Source organism: Kineococcus sp. TRM81007 (assembly GCF_022669155.1).
In the GTDB taxonomy this organism is placed as follows: domain Bacteria; phylum Actinomycetota; class Actinomycetes; order Actinomycetales; family Kineococcaceae; genus Kineococcus.
This window is the reverse complement of the sequence record NZ_JALBVB010000051.1, coordinates 213,528-231,703: the sequence shown is the minus strand read 5'-3', so window position 1 is coordinate 231,703 and position 18,176 is coordinate 213,528. Positions and strand designations below refer to the sequence as shown.

Here is an 18,176-nt window from a genome sequence, read left to right as displayed (position 1 = left end):
GGTTCGTGACGGGTTCACCCACGGGGAGCAACGACGCGTTGGGCCGTGCGGGTCGTCGCGGCAGCAGTGGGCCCGAGCGGGCCACGGTGCCCGTCCCGCGGTGGAAAGATGGGCGCGCGGTCGCCCGTGCGGCCGGCCGGGTGAGGGGCACCCGGTGGGGGAGCAGGAGGAGCGGCGTGGCGGGAACACCCGTGGGGACCATGGAGCGCAGCAGCACCAGCGCGTGGGGAGCCGTCTACCGGCACCGCTGGAAGGTGCTGGTCGCGGGGCTGGTGCTCGCCGTGGCCGGTTACTTCGCCGCCGGCCAGTGGCTGGAGCCGCGGTACGCGGCCACGGCGACGATCACCCTGGACAAGGACCGCCCGTTCGACCCCACCGCGGTCGGCCAGAACGCGGCGAACCTCGGCGACTCCACGCAGTGGGCCGTCCTGCAGGCGGCGGTCGTGGACTCCAGCGCCGTGCTGGACACCGCCCTGGAGCCGGTGGCCACGCCCGACGGCGGGACCGTCTCGGTGCCGGCGGCGGAGGCGGAGGACTTCCGCGACGGCCTCACCATCACCGGCCTGGCCGACACCAACCAGATCACCGTGACGGCCACCGCCTCGTCCGCGCAGGCGGCGGCGGACATCGCCGACGCCGTCGCGTACGCGTACCAGGCGCGCTCGCTGGCGCAGGTGACCGCGGCGACGAACGCCGTGGTGGGGGTCCTCGACCCGGTCGGGGACGCCGCGCAGATCCAGCAGCTCAACATCGCCGCGGCGTCGTACGGCTCCGGCGTGGGTGGCGTGCAGCCCGCGCGGGTGCCGGAGGCCCCTACCCCGCCGACGCCGCTGCACGTCGGTCTCGTGGCCGGTCTCGCCGGCCTGCTGGCCGCCGCCGGTGCCGTGGCCTGGGGTGCGCACCTGAAGCAGCGCGTCACCGCGCCGCCGCTGCCCGGCCTGGTGGAGCTGGCCCGCTGGGGGTCGCTGCCCGCGGGGCGCGCCCTGGCCGACCCCACCAGCGCGCCCAGCCGCAGCGCGGGCGTCGTGCTCGTCGGCCTGCAGCACCTGGGGCACCTGCGCACGCCGCGCCTGGAGATCAGCAGCGTGCTCGTCACGGCGACCAGCGGCAGCGCCGGTGCGCTGGCCACGGGCATCGCGGCCGCGGCGGCGCGCTCCGGGCGCCGGGTGGTGCTCGTGGACGCCGACGAGTCCGGCAGCCAGCTCGCCGCCCACGGCGCGCCGGTGGGCGACGTGACCGGCCGCAGCGTGCCGGAGCGGCGCTGGAGCGAGGAGGTGCGCCCGTGGGGCGTCGGGGGCGGGGCGGTCGTCAGCGTCCTGCCGCTGGACGCGCGGACGCTGCAGCCCCACGGGGTCGGCGCGGGCATCCGCCACCTCGTGGAGGCCGGCTACCTCGTGGTCTTCGTGGGCGGTTCCGTGGTCTCCAGCCCGGTCGCGTTCGCGGTGGCCGGCGAGGTCGACGCGGTGCTCGTGCAGGTCGAGGCGGACCCGCGCGCCGAGCTGGTCAGCCGCACGACGGCCCAGCTGTCGATCGCCGCCCCGGCGGTGGTGGCGCAGGTCGTGGTGGGCGACCCCAGCCCGGCGCAGGGCGGTGCGCCGGAGGCGCGGCCCGCCGAGCAGCGCCCGCGCCCGGTCGTGCAGGAGCGGTACGACGAGCCCACGGGCTCGGCCCCCGGCCGGCGCGGCTGACACCCGCCGCCCCTGGGCCGGGCCACCGGCCCACCGACGAGGCGCCCCACCGACGCGGTGGGGCGCCTCGTCGCGTCTGGAGGGGTCTTCGTCACCCTGCGTGAGAACCGTCCGGAGTCCTCCCCCCGTCCGGGCCCCCGGTGGTGACGCTGCGTGCACCGATCGCCGGTCATCGCGCGTCACACCCGGGGCGTTACAAGAAGTCGCACGTTCGCGCTCAAGGCCTCGCAGGCCGGTCCCGATGGTCTCTGTGTCACCCCGAAACGGGCCATCCCGGTTCCTCCGGAAGACGTAGCGGAGGCACCATGACCTACCAGCGAGGTTGCACCCCCCCATGAGCAAGCTTTCCAAGTTCCTGCTGTCCGCCGCTGCCGTCGCCACCGTCGCGAGCGGTCTCTCCGCCGTCACCCCCGCCCCCGAGGCCAGCGCCGCCGAGACCGCCGTGCGCGTCAGCACGGTGAACACCGCCGTCAAGGACAGCAAGGGCCGGACCTGGGCGAAGGACAGCGGCTTCGTCGGCGGCACCTCGGTGCCGCGCTCCTCCTGGGCCGACATCAAGGGCACCGTCGACGACCGCCTGTACCAGTCCGAGCGCCACGGGGTGAAGAGCTGGAGCGCCCCCGTCGCGAACGGCACCTACCAGGTGACCGTGAAGCTCGCCGAGACCTGGTACAGCACCAAGGGTGCGCGCATCTTCTCCATCACCGCCGAGGGGCAGCCGGTCGTCACCGACCTCGACCTGGTCGCCGCCGCGGGCAAGAACGTCGCCTACGACAAGACCGTCACCGTCAAGGTGACCGACGGCCGCGTGAACCTGGCCTTCTCCGCCAAGAAGGACTCGGCGAAGATCGACGCGATCCAGGTCCTGAAGGTCGCCGACGCCCCGGCCGCGACGCCGACGCCGACGCAGACCGCCACCCCGGTCGTCACCCCGTCGCCGCGCCCGACGAACCCGCAGCCCACGCTGCCGACCGCGACCACCCCGCCGGCCACCACCCCGGCGCCCGCCGCCGGCCAGCCGGCCACCTCCGGCCCCTGGAAGTCCGGCGCCTCGGGCACCGGTGCCACCAACGGCGCGTTCGCCAAGTGGCGCGGCACCGACATGGGCATCTCCGGCACCTGGTCGGACAACAACCTCAACGCCGCGAACTTCTGGCAGCTGGACCCCAAGGGCTCGTACGGCTCCTGGCAGAAGGACCTGGACATCGCCGTCGGTGCGCTGGACCGCGGTGAGTCCTGGTCCGCCGGTGCCCGCGGCTCCTACGACGCGCGCTGGCGCCACTCGCTGACCACGCTGAAGAAGAAGTGGGGCGACCGTCCGGGCACGCTCTACATCCGCTTCGCCCACGAGATGAACGGCAACTGGTACCCGTGGTCGGTGAACTCCGCCAACCACAAGGACTTCGTCGCCTCCTGGAAGCGCTACCGCGCCATCCAGAAGGACGTCTTCCCGGCCGCCAAGCTGGTGTTCAACGTGAACCGCGAGTCGGTCAACACCGGCATCGACTGGCGCAAGATGGTCCCCGGCTACGCGGAGGGCAACGTCAAGGCGTACGTCGACGTCATGGGCGTGGACTACTACAACCAGTACCCGTACGTGGGTGACTGGAACACCTGGAACTCCTCGCTGCAGCAGGTCGACAAGTGGGGCGCCCCGAAGGGCCTGGCCAAGCACCTGGAGTTCGCCAAGAGCGTCGGCCTGCCGCTGGGCGTCGGCGAGTGGTCGGGCAACGCCGACAAGGGCGACTCCCCGGTCTTCATGGAGGGCATGTTCAACTTCTTCAAGGCCAACGGCGGCACCGGCGCGGGCAAGCTCCTCTACGAGGTGCAGTTCAACGTGGACAAGGACGGCCGCCGCTGGCTGCTGACCGAGGGCACGCGTCAGCCGAAGGCCGCGGCGAAGTACCGCGAGCTGTTCTGACGGCCGCTCGCCGGACGGGCGCTCCCTACGGGGAGCGCCCGGTCGACGACGGTGGGTGACGACGGGGGTGGAACCGGGTGACCGGCTCCACCCCCGTCGGCGTTCGACACCGTCGTTCGACTCGGAGTAACTAAACAAGCACTTTCGGTTGCTTTCCTGGTGCCTGGAACCGGTTCCGCGGAGAACGGCGAGCCGGATCGTGGAAGACCGGTGAGCGGGACAGGTTGAACACCGCTCCAAACGGCCTCACCCGGTTACACTCCTGCGCACCGCGCCGGAACGGTCCAGGGGGAGGAACGACCGGCGTCGGCCCGCAGCGCGCAGGTCAACCGGGGGGAACTCGAATGTCGCTCAAGCGGTCCGCACTGGCTCTCGCGCTCGGCGCGTCAGCCGCCGTCGGTCACGTCGTCTACCCGCTGGCCGTCCACGCGGCCGCGCGCCGCCGGGCGGTCGCCGAGGTTCCCGCTCCACCGGAGTGGCCGGCCGTGACGGTCCTCGTGCCGGCGTACCTCGAAGAGGGCGTCATCGCCGCGAAGATCGACAACGTCCGCAAGAACGGTTACCAGGGCGAGCTGGAGGTCCTCGTCGTCGCCGACGGCGACCCCGGCACCGCCGCCGTCGCCGAGTCCGTCGGGGCGCGGGTGCTCCTGCTGTCCGAGCGGCGCGGCAAGTCCCAGGCGCTCAACGCCGGTGTCGCGGCCGCCACCCACGACTTCGTCGTCATCAGCGACGCGAACTCCGAGCTGGAGTACGACGCCATCGGCTACCTCGTCTCCGCGCTGATGGTGCCCGGCACCGGCGCCGTCGCCGGGGAGAAGCTGGAGGGCGAGGGCGGTGAGCTCGCCTACTGGCGCTTCGAGAGCTGGGTCAAGCGCAGCGAGGCGAAGCTGGGCACCACCCTCGGCCTGGACGGCGGGCTGTGCGCCGTGCGGCGCGAGGCGTGGGTGCCCATCCCCGCCGACATCTCCAACGACGACTTCTGGATCGCGCTGGACCTCATGGAGCGCGGCTGGTCCGTCGCCTACGAACCGCGCGCGCTCATGCGCGAGCCGTCCATCGGCGCGTTCGAGCTGTCCTGGGAGCGCAAGACCCGCGTGCTGGGCGGTGGCCTCTGGGTGATCTGGCGCAAGCGCCGGCTGCTGGACCCCCGCGCCGGGCTGGTCAGCGCCGAGCTGTGGGGCCACAAGCTGTGGCGGTCCACCGCCGGGCCGCTCAGCCACCTCGCCCTGCTCGGCGTCGCGGCGTCCTCCGCGCGGCGCAGCCGCACCGCCCGGGTGTTCCTCGCCGGGCACGCGGTCGCCACCGGTGCGCTGATCGCCCAGGAGCGGGGCCGCGCCGTCCCGCTGCCGGGCCGCATCGCCGCCCAGGTGCTCTACCTGCAGATGGTCGCGTTCGGCGGGATGCGCCGCTGCCTGCGGGGCGACCGCGTGCTCCGCTGGGACAAGCCCGCCCGCTGAACCGGCGGGCGGAGCCCGCCCGCACGTCCGGTGGACGCTCCCCGGGGGGAGCGCCCACCGGACGTGCGTTCAGCCCTGCTCGGGGCCGTCGATGACGACCCGGCCCGCCACGCTCGCGCGCCCCGTCGTCACGCCCTTCACGTACGCCCAGTGCTGGCTCGCCAGGTCCCGCTGCCGCGTCGCGGTGCGCTGCGCGGCGCGCACGGCGTACCCCGCGGCCAGCGCCGTCGTGAGCAGCCGGTGCTCCACCCGCCCGTGGTCGCGCGCCAGGTAGCGCGACATCGCCGCGCCCCGCAGCCGCAGCATCTCCAGCGACGGCGCACCGGAACCGCCCGCCGCGTGGGGCACCAGCACGTCCGTGCGCAGCTTCTCGTGCATCCCCGCGGCCCGCGCCGCGCGGCCGTAGGCCATGTCCTCGTTGTAGACGTAGAACGCCTCGTCGAAACCGCCCAGCTCCAGGAACGTGCTGCGCCGCACCGCCATGCACGCCCCCGTCGTCCAGTCCACGGAGATCCGCTCCCCGGGCCGCGGCCGGGCGTACAGGCCCGCGCGCGGCAGCACCTTGTGCAGGCCCGCGGAGTGCACGAGGGCGCGCCGCACGCTGGGTTCCCACCCGCCGACGCCCAGTTCCACGCGGCCGTCGGTGCCGACCATCGTGGCCGCGCTCGCGGCGCACAGAGGGTCGCCCGCCACGTCGTCCAGCAGCGGGGCCAGGTGCTCGGCGGTGGGGCGCGAGTCCGGGTTGCCGAAGACGAGGAACTCGTGGGTGGAGCTGCGCGCACCCATGTTCGCCGCCCGGGCGAAGCCCTTGCCGCCACCGGAGTCCACGTACCGGCCGTTGGGCCGGCTCTCGACCACCTCGCGCACACCGTCGGAGCCCTGCGCGTTGTCGACGACGACCACGGGCAGGTCCTCGTCGAAGCCCGCCAGCAGTTCCCGGACCTGGTGGGCGCTGCGGTAGCTGACCAGGACGAGCTCGACGTCGTGGGCGGTGCTCCGCGGTGCGCCACCCGCACCTCCCGCCGCACCCCGCGCCACGTCGTCCACCACGTCGTCCACCGCTCCCACGTCCCGTCTCCCGTCGCACGTGCCGGTCCCGCGGACCGGCCGGTCCCGCCCGGCATCATCGCGGACGCGGAGCGCGGGCGACCACCGTTCGGTGCAGGGCCTCCGCCGACGGGGTGACGACGCGCAGGAGTCGCGCGAGCGCCGGGCGTGCGCGCCCGGCCGCCGCCGTGCGGCGGACCGACCCGGACGGCGCAACGGCCGCACCAGGACGCCGAACAGGTGACTCCCCGTGTGAATGCCGTCACAACCACTTCCGCGCACGCTGCGGCTCGGTCGCGGTGCGGGGTCCACGAGGGGCGTGGGCGGCTGCGGCGCAGTCGGTGCGGGCCGGCGCCCCCCCGGGGCGCGCCGTCCGGCCGGGAACGGGGGAACCGCGTGTGGCAGAGGCTTCCCGGCAGAGCCGTCAGCGGGCTGACGCTGCTGTCGTTCGCCGGGCACGTCCTGTACCCGATCTACCTGCTCTCGCGCGGGGGCCCGCGCCGGGCGGCGACCCGGCCCGCGCCCGCCGGGTCCTCGACCGCCGTGCCTCCGCCCGCCGCGGCGGGCGGGAGCTGGACGTGGGACGACGTCGACGTCCTCGTGCCCGCGTTCGGCGAGGCCGGCGTGCTCGCCGGCACGGTGGAGCACCTGGCCGCCGCCGGCGTCCCGCGCGAGCGCATCACCGTCGTCGTCGACGAGGACGAGGCGACCCGGGACGCCGCGCTGCGACTCGGCTGCCGCGTCGACCACGCGCCCGAGCGCCGCGGCAAGGCCGCCGCGGTGAACCGCGGCGTGGCCGGGGCCCGCTCCGGCGTGGTCGTGCTGCTGGACGCCAACGCCCGCGTCGACGGCCTGGACGCCCTCGTCGACCGCGTCGTCACCGGCGAGCTCGACCTCGCCTCCGGGGTGCGCGCCGAGTCCGGCGCCGAGGACGAGTCGCTGTACTGGCGCTACGAGAACTGGATCAAGCGGGCCGAGTCCTGGACGGGCGGCTCCCTCGCCCTGGTCGGCGAGGCGGTCGCCCTGCGCCGCGACGCGTTCGGCCCCATCCCCGCGGGCGTCCACAACGACGACCTCTACCTGGCGTTCGACTTCGCCCGCCGCGGGCTGCGGGTCGGCGTCGAGCCCGGCTGCGTGGCCGTGGAGGACTCCGCCCCGCGCGCCGACCAGCTCGAGCGCCGCGTGCGCATCATGAGCGGGCAGCTGCGCCTGTTCTGGGAGTTCCGCGCCAGCTTCCTCTCCGGCGACGAGCGGTTCACCCGGTTCGCCCTGCACAAGGTGTGGCGCTCCACGGTGGGCCCCGCCGCGCAGGTGGCGCTGACCGCGGTGTGCGCGGCCCGGCCCCGCAACCCCTGGAACCGCGCGTTCCTCGCGGCGGAGGCGCTGTCCGTGGCGGCCTACCTCACCGGGGACCGCCTGCGCGGTCCTGCCGCAGCCCCGCTGCGCGTCCTGGGGCAAGCTGTCGGCATGCCTGTGACCGTCTTCTGCCTCGCGCTGCCCCGTGCACTGCGCCGACCCACCAGCGGCGTCTGGAAGAAGCGCAGCCGGTGAGCGCGCCGGTGCGCCGACGCGCGTGGGTCGTGCTCAAGCAGCTGCCCGCCCGGACCGACTCGGGGGGGCGGCAGCGCTCGCGCGCCGTGCTGGACGCCTACGCCGCGGTGTTCGACGACGTCCAGGTCGTCGGCTTCGACACCTGGCCGGCGTGGCGCGAGGACCTGCCGGGCCACGTCACCGTGCACGAGGTCCCCGCCCCGTCGCCCACCCCGGGCGCGGTGCTGCGCGGTTCCGTCTTCGCCGGGAAGTGGTTCTCCGCGCGCATCCGCGACCTGCTCGCGGCGCAGGTGCGCCCGGGCGACATCGTGCACGTGGACTTCCCGCAGATGGCGGTGAACGTCCCCGCGGGGGTGCCCGTCGACGTGCTGGACCTGCACAACGTCGAGGCGGACCTGCTGCGGCGCCGGCTGCGCACCGAGCACCGGCTGCTGGGGCGCGTCCTGGCCCCGGAGGTGGCCCGGTTCGCGCGGTTCGAGCTGGCCAGCGCCCGGCGCGCGCGGGTCGTGACGGCCTGCAGCCGCCGCGACCAGGAGGTGCTCGCCGCGGCGGGGATCGCCTCGACGTTCGTGCCCAACGGCGTCACCGTCTCCGCGGCGGGGGCGACCGAGCCGCCGCGCACCCGGCGGGCCCTGTTCGTCGGTGCGATGGACTACGGCCCCAACAAGCAGGCGCTGCGCTGGTTCCTGGACGAGGTGTGGCCGCTGGTCCTGCAGCGGGTGCCGCAGGCGCGGTTCGCCGCGGTCGGGCGCGGGCTGGCCGGCAGCCACCCGCGCCCGTCGGGGGAGCCCGACGGTGCGGAGTTCCACTCCGACGTGGCGTCGGTGGACCCCTTCTACGAGCAGGCCGACGTGTGCGTGGTGCCGCTGCTGTCCGGCGGCGGGACGAAGATCAAGCTGGTGGAGGCGCTGTCGCGCGGCCGGGCCGTGGTGACCACCTCGCTGGGCCTGGAGGGCCTGGAGGAGCACCGCGAGGTGCTGCGGGTGGCGGACGGCGCGCCGGCGTTCGCGGACGCGCTCGCGGGCCTGCTCGCGGAGCCCGAGACGGCGGCGCAGCTCGGGGCGGCGGCCGCGCAGGCGGCCCGCTCCTTCTCGTGGGAGAGCGCCATGGCTCCTCTGCGTGACCTGCTCGTCTCCATGCGTACATCCTGAGGAGCAGACGGGCGGCTTCTCCGCCGAACGTCGGAATCTCACGCTCCGTGTTCGAGGCGCTGTAGTAGCCTTCCCAGCGCACCGGACGACGGTGGCAGCGCGGTTCGTGGGGGGTCGCGCCGCCGCCGCTACGGCCCTCGGTCGCAGAACCGGGCCGATCGTGCAGCCCCCACTCCGGCGTGCGCACCCGCACGCCTCGACACGCCTCGACACCGAGTGAGGGAATGGCCGATGAGCCCGTCCGACACGCAGACCCCCGTCTCCGAGATCCCCGTCGTCATCCTCTGCGGGGGCATGGGCACCCGTCTGCGCGAGGCCAGCGAGAAGCTGCCCAAGCCCCTGGTCGACATCGGCGGCCGGCCCGTCCTGTGGCACATCATGAAGCTCTACAGCGCCCACGGCTTCCGCAAGTTCGTGCTGTGCCTGGGCTACAAGAGCGACATGATCAAGCGGTACTTCCTGGACTACCGCATCAACGCCGGTGACTTCACCCTGAACCTGTCCTCGCAGGAGGCGCCGACGTTCCACACGAACGGCGTCCAGGAGGACTGGGACATCACGTTCGTCGAGACCGGCCTGACCACCGCCACCGCCGCCCGCATCAAGCGCGTCGAGCAGCACCTGACCGCCGACAAGTTCGTCCTGACCTACGGCGACGGCATCGGCGACGTCGACATCACCAAGACGCTGCGCGACCACGAGGCCGGCGGCCGCCTGGCCACCGTCACCGCGGTGCACCCCTCCAGCCGCTACGGCGAGATGCACGTCGCCGACGGCGCGGTCGTGGAGTTCAACGAGAAGCCGACCCTCGCCGACGGCTGGGTCAACGGCGGGTTCTTCGTCTTCGACCGCGCCTTCGCGGACAAGTACCTCGAGGACGACCCGGACATGATGCTCGAGCAGAAGCCGCTGCAGACCGTCGCCCGCGACGGCCAGCTGACGCTTTCGGCGCACGAGGGCTACTGGCTCGGCATGGACACCTTCCGCGACTGGACCGAGCTGAACAAGCTCTGGGACTCCGGCGAGGCGCCCTGGAAGATCTGGGAAGACTGAGAAACCCCTAGGAACCGGAGAACCGCAGTGAAGATCGTCGTCACCGGGACCGAGGGTTACCTCGGTTGCCTGCTCGCCCCCACCCTGCTCGAGACCGGCCACTCCGTGCTCGGCATCGACACCGGCTACTACAAGCAGGGCTGGCTCTACAACGGCGTCACCGCCTCGGTCGAGACGCTGGCCAAGGACATCCGCCACATCACCGCCGAGGACCTGCGCGGCGCCGACGCCGTCGTGCACATGGCCGAGCTGTCCAACGACCCGCTGGGCGAGCTCATCCCCGACGTCACGTACGTCGTCAACCACAAGGGTTCCGTGCGGCTGGCGGAGATGGCCAAGGCCGCGGGCGTCTCGCGCTTCGTCTACATGAGCTCCTGCTCGGTGTACGGCGTGGCCGACGACACCGTCGACGAGACCTCGCCCGTCAACCCGCAGACCGCCTACGCGGAGTGCAAGGTCATGGTCGAGCGCGACCTGGCCCCGCTCGCGGACGACGACTTCTCCCCGACGTACATGCGGAACGCGACCGCCTACGGCGCCTCGCCCCGCCAGCGCTTCGACATCGTGCTGAACAACCTCGCCGGCCTGGCGTTCACCACGGGCAAGATCGCCATGACCTCCGACGGTTCGCCCTGGCGGCCGCTCGTGCACGGCCTGGACATCGCCAAGTCGATCCGCGCCGTCCTCGACGCCCCCCGCGAGGCGATCCACAACCAGGTCTTCAACGTGGGCGACTCCCAGCAGGTCTACCGCGTCCGCGAGATCGCCGAGGCCGTCGGTCGCGCGCTGCCCGAGGCCGAGATCACCTTCGGCGAGAGCAACGGCGACAACCGCAGCTACAAGGTGAACTTCGACAAGATCCACTCGACGCTGCCCGGGTTCTCCTGCGACTGGAACGCCGACAAGGGCGCCGCCCAGCTCGTCGAGGTCTTCAAGGCCATCGACCTGGACGAGGAGACCTTCAAGGGCCGCGGTCACACCCGGCTCAAGCAGCTCGAGCACCTCATCAGGACGGGGCAGCTCGACAAGGAGCTGTTCTGGAACTTCCAGCCGACCAGCGGGATCGCCCAGTGAAGATCACCACGACCGGCATCGAGGGCGTCGCGATCGTCGACCTCGAGGAGCGCGCCGACGAGCGCGGGTTCTTCGCCCGCACGTTCTGCCGCGACGAGTTCGAGGCCGCCGGGCTGGTCCCGGCCGTCGAGCAGTGCAACCTGTCGTACAACCACCTCGCCGGCACGCTGCGCGGCATGCACACCCAGGTCGACCCCGCCCCGGAGGCGAAGCTGGTGCGCTGCACCGCCGGCGCCATCCAGGACGTCATCGTCGACCTGCGCGAGGGCTCGCCCACGTACCTCAAGCACGTGGCCGTGGAGCTGACCGCGCAGAACCGCCGCGCGCTGTACGTCCCGCCGTACTTCGCGCACGGGTACCTCACGCTCACCGACGGCGCCGAGGTCGTGTACCAGGTCAGCCAGAAGTACACCCCGGGCACCGAGCGCGGCCTGCGCTACGACGACCCGGACCTGGCGCTGCCGTGGGCCCGCGACGTCGCCGTCATCAGCGACAAGGACAAGTCCTGGACGCTGCTGGCCGACGGGGCGGTGCTGTCGTGATCATCGTCGACAACGCCCTGAAGCAGCGGCAGGCCGAGGGCCGCCCCATCCGCGTCGCCCTCGTCGGCGCCGGGTTCATGGGCCGCGGCGTGGTCAACCAGGTCGTGAACTCCGTGCCCGGCATGGAACTCGTCGCGATCGCCAACCGCACCGTGTCCAAGGCGCGCGACGCCTACGAGCAGGCCGGCCTGACCGGCGTGGTCGAGGCCGACGACGCCGCCGCGGTCGACAAGGCGATCTCCGCCGGCACGCCCGTCGTCTCCGCCTCCTACGAGGCCGTCGTCGACGCCGGCCAGGTCGAAGCCGTCGTCGAGGCCACCGGCAACACCGAGTACGGCGCCCACGTCGTCGTCCGCGCCATCGAGTCCGGCAAGCACGTCGTGCTGCTGAACGCCGAGGTCGACGGCACCGCGGGCCTGGCGCTGCGCAAGCGCGCCGAGAAGGCCGGCGTCGTCTACACCGGCGCCGACGGCGACCAGCCCGGCGTGCAGATGAACCTGCTGCGGTTCGTGCGCTCCATCGGCGTCACGCCCCTGGTGGCCGGCAACATCAAGGGCCTGCAGGACGAGTACCGCAACCCCACCACCCAGGAGGGGTTCGCGAAGAAGTGGGGTCAGGACCCGTACATGGTGACGAGCTTCGCCGACGGCACCAAGGTGTCGTTCGAGCAGGCCCTCGTCGCCAACGCCGCGGGTTTCACCGTGGAGAAGCGCGGCATGCGCGGCGCCGACCACCACGGCCACGTCGACGAGCTCACCGCGAAGTACGACGTGGACCAGCTCAAGGAGCTCGGCGGCGTCGTCGACTACGTCGTCGGCTCCAAGCCGGGCCCGGGCGTGTACGTCCTGGGCACCCACGACGACCCCAAGCAGCAGCACTACCTCAACCTGTACAAGCTGGGTGAGGGACCGCTGTACTCGTTCTACACGCCGTACCACCTGTGCCACTTCGAGGTGCCGCTCACCGTGGCCCGCGCGGTGCTGTTCCGCGACGCCGCCATCGTGCCCGGCGACGAGGTCACCGTCGAGGTCGTCACCACCGCCAAGACCGACCTGGCGGCGGGGAAGACCGTCGACCGCCTCGGCGGGTACGACACCTACGGCGTCGCCGAGCGCTACGACGTCACGAAGGCTCAGAACCTCCTGCCGATGGGCGTCGCCGAGGGGTGCGTCCTCAAGCGCGACGTCAAGAGGGACGAGGTCCTCACCTACGACGACGTCGTCCTGCCCGAGGGGCGCCTCATCGACGCCCTGCGCGCCGAGCAGGCGGCGATCCTCGCCGGCTGAGCCCCCGGGGCACCGTCTCCGCCAGAGCCCGCCGTGCATGATCACGGCGGGCTCTGCGCGTGCTCCGCAGCCGCAGCGTTAGGGTTCCGCGGTGAACTCCGCAGGGCGCCTCGACGTCGCCGTGGTCGGTGCCGGCCGCGTCGGGCCCGTGCTGGGTGCCGCGCTGCGCGCCGCCGGGCACCGCGTCACCGGGATCGCCGCCCGCACCCGCGACGCCGCCGAGCGCGTGGAGGCGCTGCTGCCGGGCGTGCCGTGGGTGGATCCGGCCGACGCGTTCGCCGCCGACCTCGTGCTGCTGGCGGTGCCCGACGACGCCCTCGCCCCGCTCGTCGCGGAACTGGCGCCCCGCGCCCGCCCCGGGCAGCTCGTCGCCCACACCTGCGGCCTGCACGGCACCGCGGTCCTCGAACCCGTGACCGCCGCCGGCGCGATGCCCGCCGCCCTGCACCCGGCGATGACCTTCACCGGCACCTCCCTGGACCTGGGGCGCCTGCGCGGTGCCGTGGTCGCCGTGACCGTCCCGCCGCTGCTGCTGCCGATCGCCGACGCCCTCGTGCGGGAGTGGGGCGCCGTCCCCGTGCCCGTCGCGGAGGAGGACCGGCCCGTCTACCACGCGGCCCTCGCGCACGGCGCGAACCACCTCGTCACCCTCGTCGCGCAGGCGCTGGACGCCGCCCGCGAGGCCGTCGGCGACGCCGCGCCCGACGTGCTGCGCCCGCTGCTGGCCGCGGCCCTCGACAACGCGCTGGGCGCCGGGGACGCGGCCCTGACCGGACCGGTCGCGCGCGGGGACGCCGGCACCGTCGCCGCGCACCTGCGGGTGCTCACCGAGCGCGCCGGCGAGGGCACCGCCGCCACGTACGCGCAGCTCGCCCGGGTGGCCGCCGACCGCGCCGCCGCAGCCGGGCGCCTGCCCGCGCCGGCCGCGGAACGGGTCGCCGGCGCCGTGCGGGAGGTTCTCGAGGAGTCCCGGGCGGAGCGCGCCCGGCGAGGTGAGGAGCAGCAGGACCGTGGGTGAACTGGTCGTCGCGCGCACCCGGGCGGAGCTGAGCGCCGCCCGTGCGCAGCTGGAGGGGCCCGTCGCGGTCGTCATGACGATGGGCGCGCTGCACGCCGGGCACGCCCGGCTGATCGCCGAGGCCCGCTCCCGCGCCGCCTCCGTCGTGGTGACGGTCTTCCTGAACCCGCTGCAGTTCGGGGCGGGGGAGGACCTGGCCCGCTACCCGCGCACCCTCGACCAGGACCTGGAGCTGGCCGCCGAGCACGGCGCCGACCTGGTGTTCGCCCCCACCCCGGACGTCGTCTACCCCGACGGCGAACCCGGCGTGCGGGTCAGCGCCGGGCCGCTCGGTTCGGTGCTGGAGGGCGCCAGCCGCCCCGGCCACTTCGACGGCGTCCTCACCGTCGTCGCCAAGCTGATGCACCTGACCCGCCCGGACCTGGCGCTGTTCGGGCAGAAGGACGCCCAGCAGCTGCTGCTGGTGCGCCGCATGGTGCGCGACCTCGACCTGGGTGTGGAGGTCGTCGCCGTGCCCACCGTCCGCGAGGCGGACGGCCTGGCGATGTCCAGCCGGAACCGCTACCTGACCCCCTTCGACCGGGAGGTCGCGCTCGTGCTGCAGCGGGCCCTGGCCGCGGGGGAGGCCGCGGCCGCCGAGGGGCCCAGCGCGGTGCGCCGCGCCGCCCGCGACGTCCTCGTCGCCGAACCCGCCGCCCGCGTGGACTACCTGGCGCTGGTGGACCCGCACGAGCTGGCGGACGTGCCCGAGCACCACCGCGGCGAGGCCCTGCTCGCGGTGGCCGCCCGGGTCGGCTCCACCCGCCTCATCGACAACGTCCCCCTCGTCGTCGGCCGGGGCGAGGGCTGAGCGGACAGCGGTGCTGCAGGGGTGGGCGAGACACCCCGTCTGCAGTCACCACCTGGCGGCGTGTCCCAGTGCCCCTGCAGCACCGCCGTCCGCTCACGCGGCGAAGGGCGGTCGCCCCGCCGCGAGGACGTCCACCACGGCGTCGACCAGCCACTCCCGCCGGCGCAGCACGTCCTCGTAGGTGGAGCGGAGCACCACCCGCCCCTGCCGGGCCAGTTCGACCCCGCGCCGCCGGTCCAGGCGGAACGCTGCTCGATCCGCGTGGAAGGCGTACCCGTCGAGCTCCACGACGAGCCACCCGTCGACGAGGAGGTCGACGCGCCCGACCTCGTCGTGCGCGACCTGCAGCTCCAGCTCCACGCGCAGCCCGCGCTCGCGCAGCTCCACGCGGACGATCGACTCCAGCAGCGAGTCGGAGCGGGCGTCGGCGTGGGCCACCAGCCGCGCCCGCGGATCCGCGCGGTGCAGGCGGCCGACGGGTGCGGCCAGGTCGTCGGCGTCGAGCAGTCCCCGGCGCAGCGCGCTGTCGCAGACGGCGACGGCCTCGGGCAGGGAGAGGCACCGGGCGCAGTCCAGGACCGCGGTGAGCACGTCCACGACCCGCGCGCCCGCGGGCCGCCGCCGGTGCACCACCGCGCGCGGGTGCGTCAGGCGGCTGCCCCGGGGGCACCGGACGTGGGGGGCTCCGGGCGGCTCCAGCAGTTCCAACCCGTGCGCGCGGGCCGCCGAGGCGCACGTCAGGGCTCCGTCCACGAGGACGGCGGCGAGGTGGTCCCGGTCGCAGCGGGGCAGGGCGAACACCCCGCGCGCCGGTCGCACCACCTCGCCGCGTTCCACCGCCCGCAGCAGGGCGCGACGGGAGGTGTGCGTGAGTTCCCCGGAGCGCCCCGCGCCGCCCAGCCGTTCCAGCGCCTGCAGCACGTCCACGTCCCGCAGGGTGGACCACCTCGTCCACGTGAGCGTCGGGCCGTCCACAGGTGGACAGCGCTGCTGCACGCTCGCCGGGTTCCACGGCGTGTCGCGGTCCTTGAGGCGGCGCGCCGTCGTGGTGCTGCAGCACCCCTGTCCGGTCCGGGACCCCGTCCGCGCGCGGCTAGCCTTGCCGGGTGAGCGATCAGCAGGGGGAACCGGTGGACGCGGGGGCCGACGAGGAGTTCGAGGACCTGCCCGAGCAGGTGCGGGTCCGCCGCGAGAAGCGCGACCGCATCCTCGCCTCCGGCGGGGAGGCGTACCCGGTCGGTGTGCCCCGCACGCACTCCCTGGCGCAGGTGCGCGAGAGCTGGGCGCACCTGGAACCCGGTGAGGAGACCGACGACGTCGTCGGTGTCACCGGTCGCGTGGTGTTCCTGCGCGGCACCGGCAAGCTCGTGTTCGCCACCCTGCAGGAGGGCGACGGCACCCGCCTGCAGGCGATGCTGTCCCGCGACGGCGTCGGCGAGGACGCGCTCACCGGCTGGAAGTCCGACGTGGACCTGGGCGACGTGGTGTTCGTGCGCGGCCGGGTGATCTCCTCCAGGCGCGGGGAGCTGTCGGTGATGGCGGACTCCTGGGCGATGGCCGCCAAGGCCCTGCGGCCGCTGCCGGTGCTGCACAAGGAGCTGTCCGAGGAGGCGCGGGTCCGCCAGCGGTACGTGGACCTCATCGTGCGCGAGCAGGCCCGGGAGAACGTGCGCGCCCGCTCGGCGGTGGTGCGCTCGCTGCGCCGCACCCTGGAGGACCGCGGGTTCCTCGAGGTGGAGACGCCGATGCTGCAGACCCTGCACGGCGGCGCCAGCGCCCGGCCGTTCGCGACGCGTTCGAACGCGTTCGACACCGAGCTGTACCTGCGCATCGCCCCGGAACTGTTCCTCAAGCGCTGCGTCGTCGGCGGCATCGAGCGCGTGTTCGAGATCAACCGCAACTTCCGCAACGAGGGCGCGGACTCCACGCACTCGCCGGAGTTCGCGATGCTGGAGGCGTACCAGGCGTGGGGGGACTACGACTCCATCGGCGAGCTGACGCGGACCCTCGTGCAGACCGCCGCGCAGGAGGCGTTCGGCACGCAGGTCGTCACCCTGGCCGACGGGTCCGAGTACGACCTGGGCGGGGAGTGGACCTCCCTGTCGATGTACCCGTCGCTGTCGGCGTCGCTGGGTGAGGAGATCACCCCGGAGACGCCCCGCGAGCACCTCATCGCCGTCGCCGAACGCCTCGGGATTTCCGTCGACACCGTCCGCTGGACCCACGGAAAGCTCGTCGAGGAGCTGTGGGAACACCGCGTGGCTGATTCCCTGGAATCCCCGACGTTCGTGCGCGACTTCCCGGTGGAAACGTCCCCGCTGGTGCGCGCGCACCGCGAGGTCGCGGGTGTGGTGGAGAAGTGGGACCTGTACGTGCGCGGTTTCGAGCTGGCCACCGGCTACTCCGAACTGGTCGACCCGGTGGTGCAGCGCCAGCGCTTCACCGAGCAGGCGCGCCTTGCGGCCCTCGGCGACGACGAGGCCATGCGCATCGACGAGGACTTCCTGCGCGCCCAGGAGCACGGGATGCCGCCCACGGGCGGCATGGGGATGGGCATCGACCGCCTGCTCATGGCCCTGACGGGCCTGGGCATCCGCGAGACCATCACCTTCCCGCTGGTCAAGCAGCGCTGAGCCCGGACGGGGCGGCGGCGCGGCGGACGTACCCTGGAGCGGTGGACGCCCTCGTCGCGCTGCTGCCGCCCGCCGGCCTGCTCGTGCTCTTCGTGCTGCTGATGCGCTCGATCCTGCACGCCGACCGCCGGGAGCGTGCCGCGGCCACCAGGGCGCGCGAGGAGCACGCGCGGGAAAGGGCCGCCCGTCAGGGCGGCGCTTCCTGACGCCGCTTCTCCGCGCCGCTTCTCCGCACCCCTTCTCCGCACCGGTTCCCCGGCGCCTCCTCCCGGAAGCCCGGATCGTGCGCCCGGCTCCTTCCGGCCTTTTTGACAGGAATCCCGGAAATGCGACAGACTGCCGCAGGCGGCCGCATTCCTGCGAGGCGCTGAGGATTCGATCCCGAAAGGGTGCCCCGCGATGGCTCAAAGGGTCCAGGTGCTGCTCGTCGACGACATCGACGGCGGTGACGCCGCGGAGACGGTGTCCTTCTCGCTCGACGGCGTGGACTACGAGATCGACCTGTCCGAGGAGCACGCCGGCGCCCTGCGCGAGGCGCTGGCGACGTGGGTCGGCCACGCCCGCAAGGTCAGCGGCCGCTCCGGCGGCAGCTCGCGCCGCTCCGCCCAGCGCGAGCGCGGCGGGTCCCGCTCGGGCTCCGGGTCGCAGCCGGCGCGCGACACCGGCGCCGTGCGCACGTGGGCCAAGGAGAACGGCTACACCGTCTCCGACCGCGGCCGCATCTCCGCCGAGGTCGTGCAGGCCTACGACGACGCCCACGCCGGCAGCTGACCCGACCGGCGCCCCGCGCGGCGCCACCCGGACGACCACGGCCGCGTCCGCCCTCACCGGCGGGCGCGGCCGTCGCCGTCCGGGTGCACCCTGAGCCGGATGCGCCCGCAGCCGGTCGGCGGATGCCCCGCCGC

The 18,176-nt window shown here is 73.9% G+C and carries 16 protein-coding genes; 14 read left to right on the top strand and 2 right to left on the bottom strand.

Going from position 1 to position 18,176, the window contains the following annotated elements; translation table 11 throughout:
- The first annotated feature begins 176 nt into the window (after positions 1–176).
- From MN205_RS10475 to MN205_RS10465, 3 genes are all read left to right on the top strand, one after another.
- Positions 177–1,688 (top strand): hypothetical protein, encoded by a 1,512-nt coding sequence (locus MN205_RS10475; RefSeq protein ID WP_242126960.1) that lies wholly within the window; start codon positions 177–179, stop codon positions 1,686–1,688.
- Positions 1,689–2,022: 334 nt separating this feature from the next.
- Complete coding sequence (locus tag MN205_RS10470) at positions 2,023–3,609, top strand: malectin (protein WP_242126958.1); 1,587 nt, start codon at positions 2,023–2,025, stop codon at positions 3,607–3,609.
- 344 nt (positions 3,610–3,953) lie between these two features.
- On the top strand, positions 3,954–5,066 hold the full coding sequence (locus MN205_RS10465; protein WP_242126956.1) for a glycosyltransferase: 1,113 nt from the start codon (positions 3,954–3,956) through the stop codon (positions 5,064–5,066).
- 69 nt (positions 5,067–5,135) lie between these two features.
- Here MN205_RS10465 and MN205_RS10460 read toward each other — a convergent pair whose 3' ends face one another.
- Positions 5,136–6,125 (bottom strand): glycosyltransferase, encoded by a 990-nt coding sequence (locus tag MN205_RS10460; RefSeq protein WP_242126954.1) that lies wholly within the window; start codon positions 6,123–6,125, stop codon positions 5,136–5,138.
- A 384-nt stretch (positions 6,126–6,509) separates the two neighbouring features.
- On the opposite strand from MN205_RS10460, the gene MN205_RS10455 reads away from it, so the two are divergent.
- The 8 genes from MN205_RS10455 to panC all read left to right on the top strand — a co-directional run bounded on the left by MN205_RS10455 (position 6,510) and on the right by panC (position 14,638).
- Positions 6,510–7,664 carry a glycosyltransferase gene (locus tag MN205_RS10455; protein ID WP_242126952.1) on the top strand — a complete coding sequence of 385 codons (1,155 nt, stop codon included), beginning with the start codon at positions 6,510–6,512 and terminating at the stop codon, positions 7,662–7,664.
- Entirely contained in the window at positions 7,661–8,815 is a 1,155-nt protein-coding gene (locus MN205_RS10450; RefSeq protein ID WP_242126951.1) for a glycosyltransferase, read from the top strand. Before MN205_RS10455 ends, MN205_RS10450 begins: the two co-directional genes overlap by 4 nt.
- A gap of 231 nt (positions 8,816–9,046) precedes the next feature.
- Positions 9,047–9,868 (top strand): glucose-1-phosphate cytidylyltransferase, encoded by an 822-nt coding sequence (locus tag MN205_RS10445; RefSeq protein ID WP_242126949.1) that lies wholly within the window; start codon positions 9,047–9,049, stop codon positions 9,866–9,868.
- 27 nt (positions 9,869–9,895) lie between these two features.
- Positions 9,896–10,942 (top strand): NAD(P)-dependent oxidoreductase, encoded by a 1,047-nt coding sequence (locus MN205_RS10440; protein ID WP_242126947.1) that lies wholly within the window; start codon positions 9,896–9,898, stop codon positions 10,940–10,942.
- Complete coding sequence (gene rfbC / locus MN205_RS10435) at positions 10,939–11,484, top strand: dTDP-4-dehydrorhamnose 3,5-epimerase (RefSeq protein WP_242126945.1); 546 nt, start codon at positions 10,939–10,941, stop codon at positions 11,482–11,484. Before MN205_RS10440 ends, rfbC begins: the two co-directional genes overlap by 4 nt.
- A complete protein-coding gene (locus MN205_RS10430; RefSeq protein WP_242126943.1) occupies positions 11,481–12,770 on the top strand; it encodes an NAD(P)H-dependent oxidoreductase in 1,290 nt (429 codons plus the stop codon). The genes rfbC and MN205_RS10430 overlap by 4 nt, the downstream gene beginning before the upstream one ends.
- Before the next feature lie 91 nt (positions 12,771–12,861).
- Positions 12,862–13,788 (top strand): Rossmann-like and DUF2520 domain-containing protein, encoded by a 927-nt coding sequence (locus MN205_RS21825; RefSeq protein ID WP_242126941.1) that lies wholly within the window; start codon positions 12,862–12,864, stop codon positions 13,786–13,788.
- Positions 13,781–14,638: a pantoate--beta-alanine ligase gene (gene panC / locus MN205_RS10420; RefSeq protein WP_242126939.1), complete on the top strand. Its 858-nt coding sequence runs from the start codon at positions 13,781–13,783 to the stop codon at positions 14,636–14,638. The genes MN205_RS21825 and panC overlap by 8 nt, the downstream gene beginning before the upstream one ends.
- Before the next feature lie 93 nt (positions 14,639–14,731).
- On the opposite strand, the gene MN205_RS10415 is transcribed toward panC, so the two are convergent.
- Entirely contained in the window at positions 14,732–15,565 is an 834-nt protein-coding gene (locus tag MN205_RS10415) for a hypothetical protein (RefSeq protein WP_242126937.1), read from the bottom strand.
- Positions 15,566–15,744: 179 nt separating this feature from the next.
- On the opposite strand from MN205_RS10415, the gene lysS reads away from it, so the two are divergent.
- The 3 genes from lysS (at position 15,745) to MN205_RS10400 (ending at position 18,042) form a co-directional block, all read left to right on the top strand.
- Entirely contained in the window at positions 15,745–17,271 is a 1,527-nt protein-coding gene (lysS, locus tag MN205_RS10410) for a lysine--tRNA ligase (protein ID WP_242126935.1), read from the top strand.
- 41 nt (positions 17,272–17,312) lie between these two features.
- Positions 17,313–17,477 (top strand): hypothetical protein, encoded by a 165-nt coding sequence (locus MN205_RS10405; protein ID WP_242126933.1) that lies wholly within the window; start codon positions 17,313–17,315, stop codon positions 17,475–17,477.
- 193 nt (positions 17,478–17,670) lie between these two features.
- Positions 17,671–18,042: an Lsr2 family protein gene (locus tag MN205_RS10400; protein WP_242126931.1), complete on the top strand. Its 372-nt coding sequence runs from the start codon at positions 17,671–17,673 to the stop codon at positions 18,040–18,042.
- Positions 18,043–18,176 lie beyond the last annotated feature (134 nt).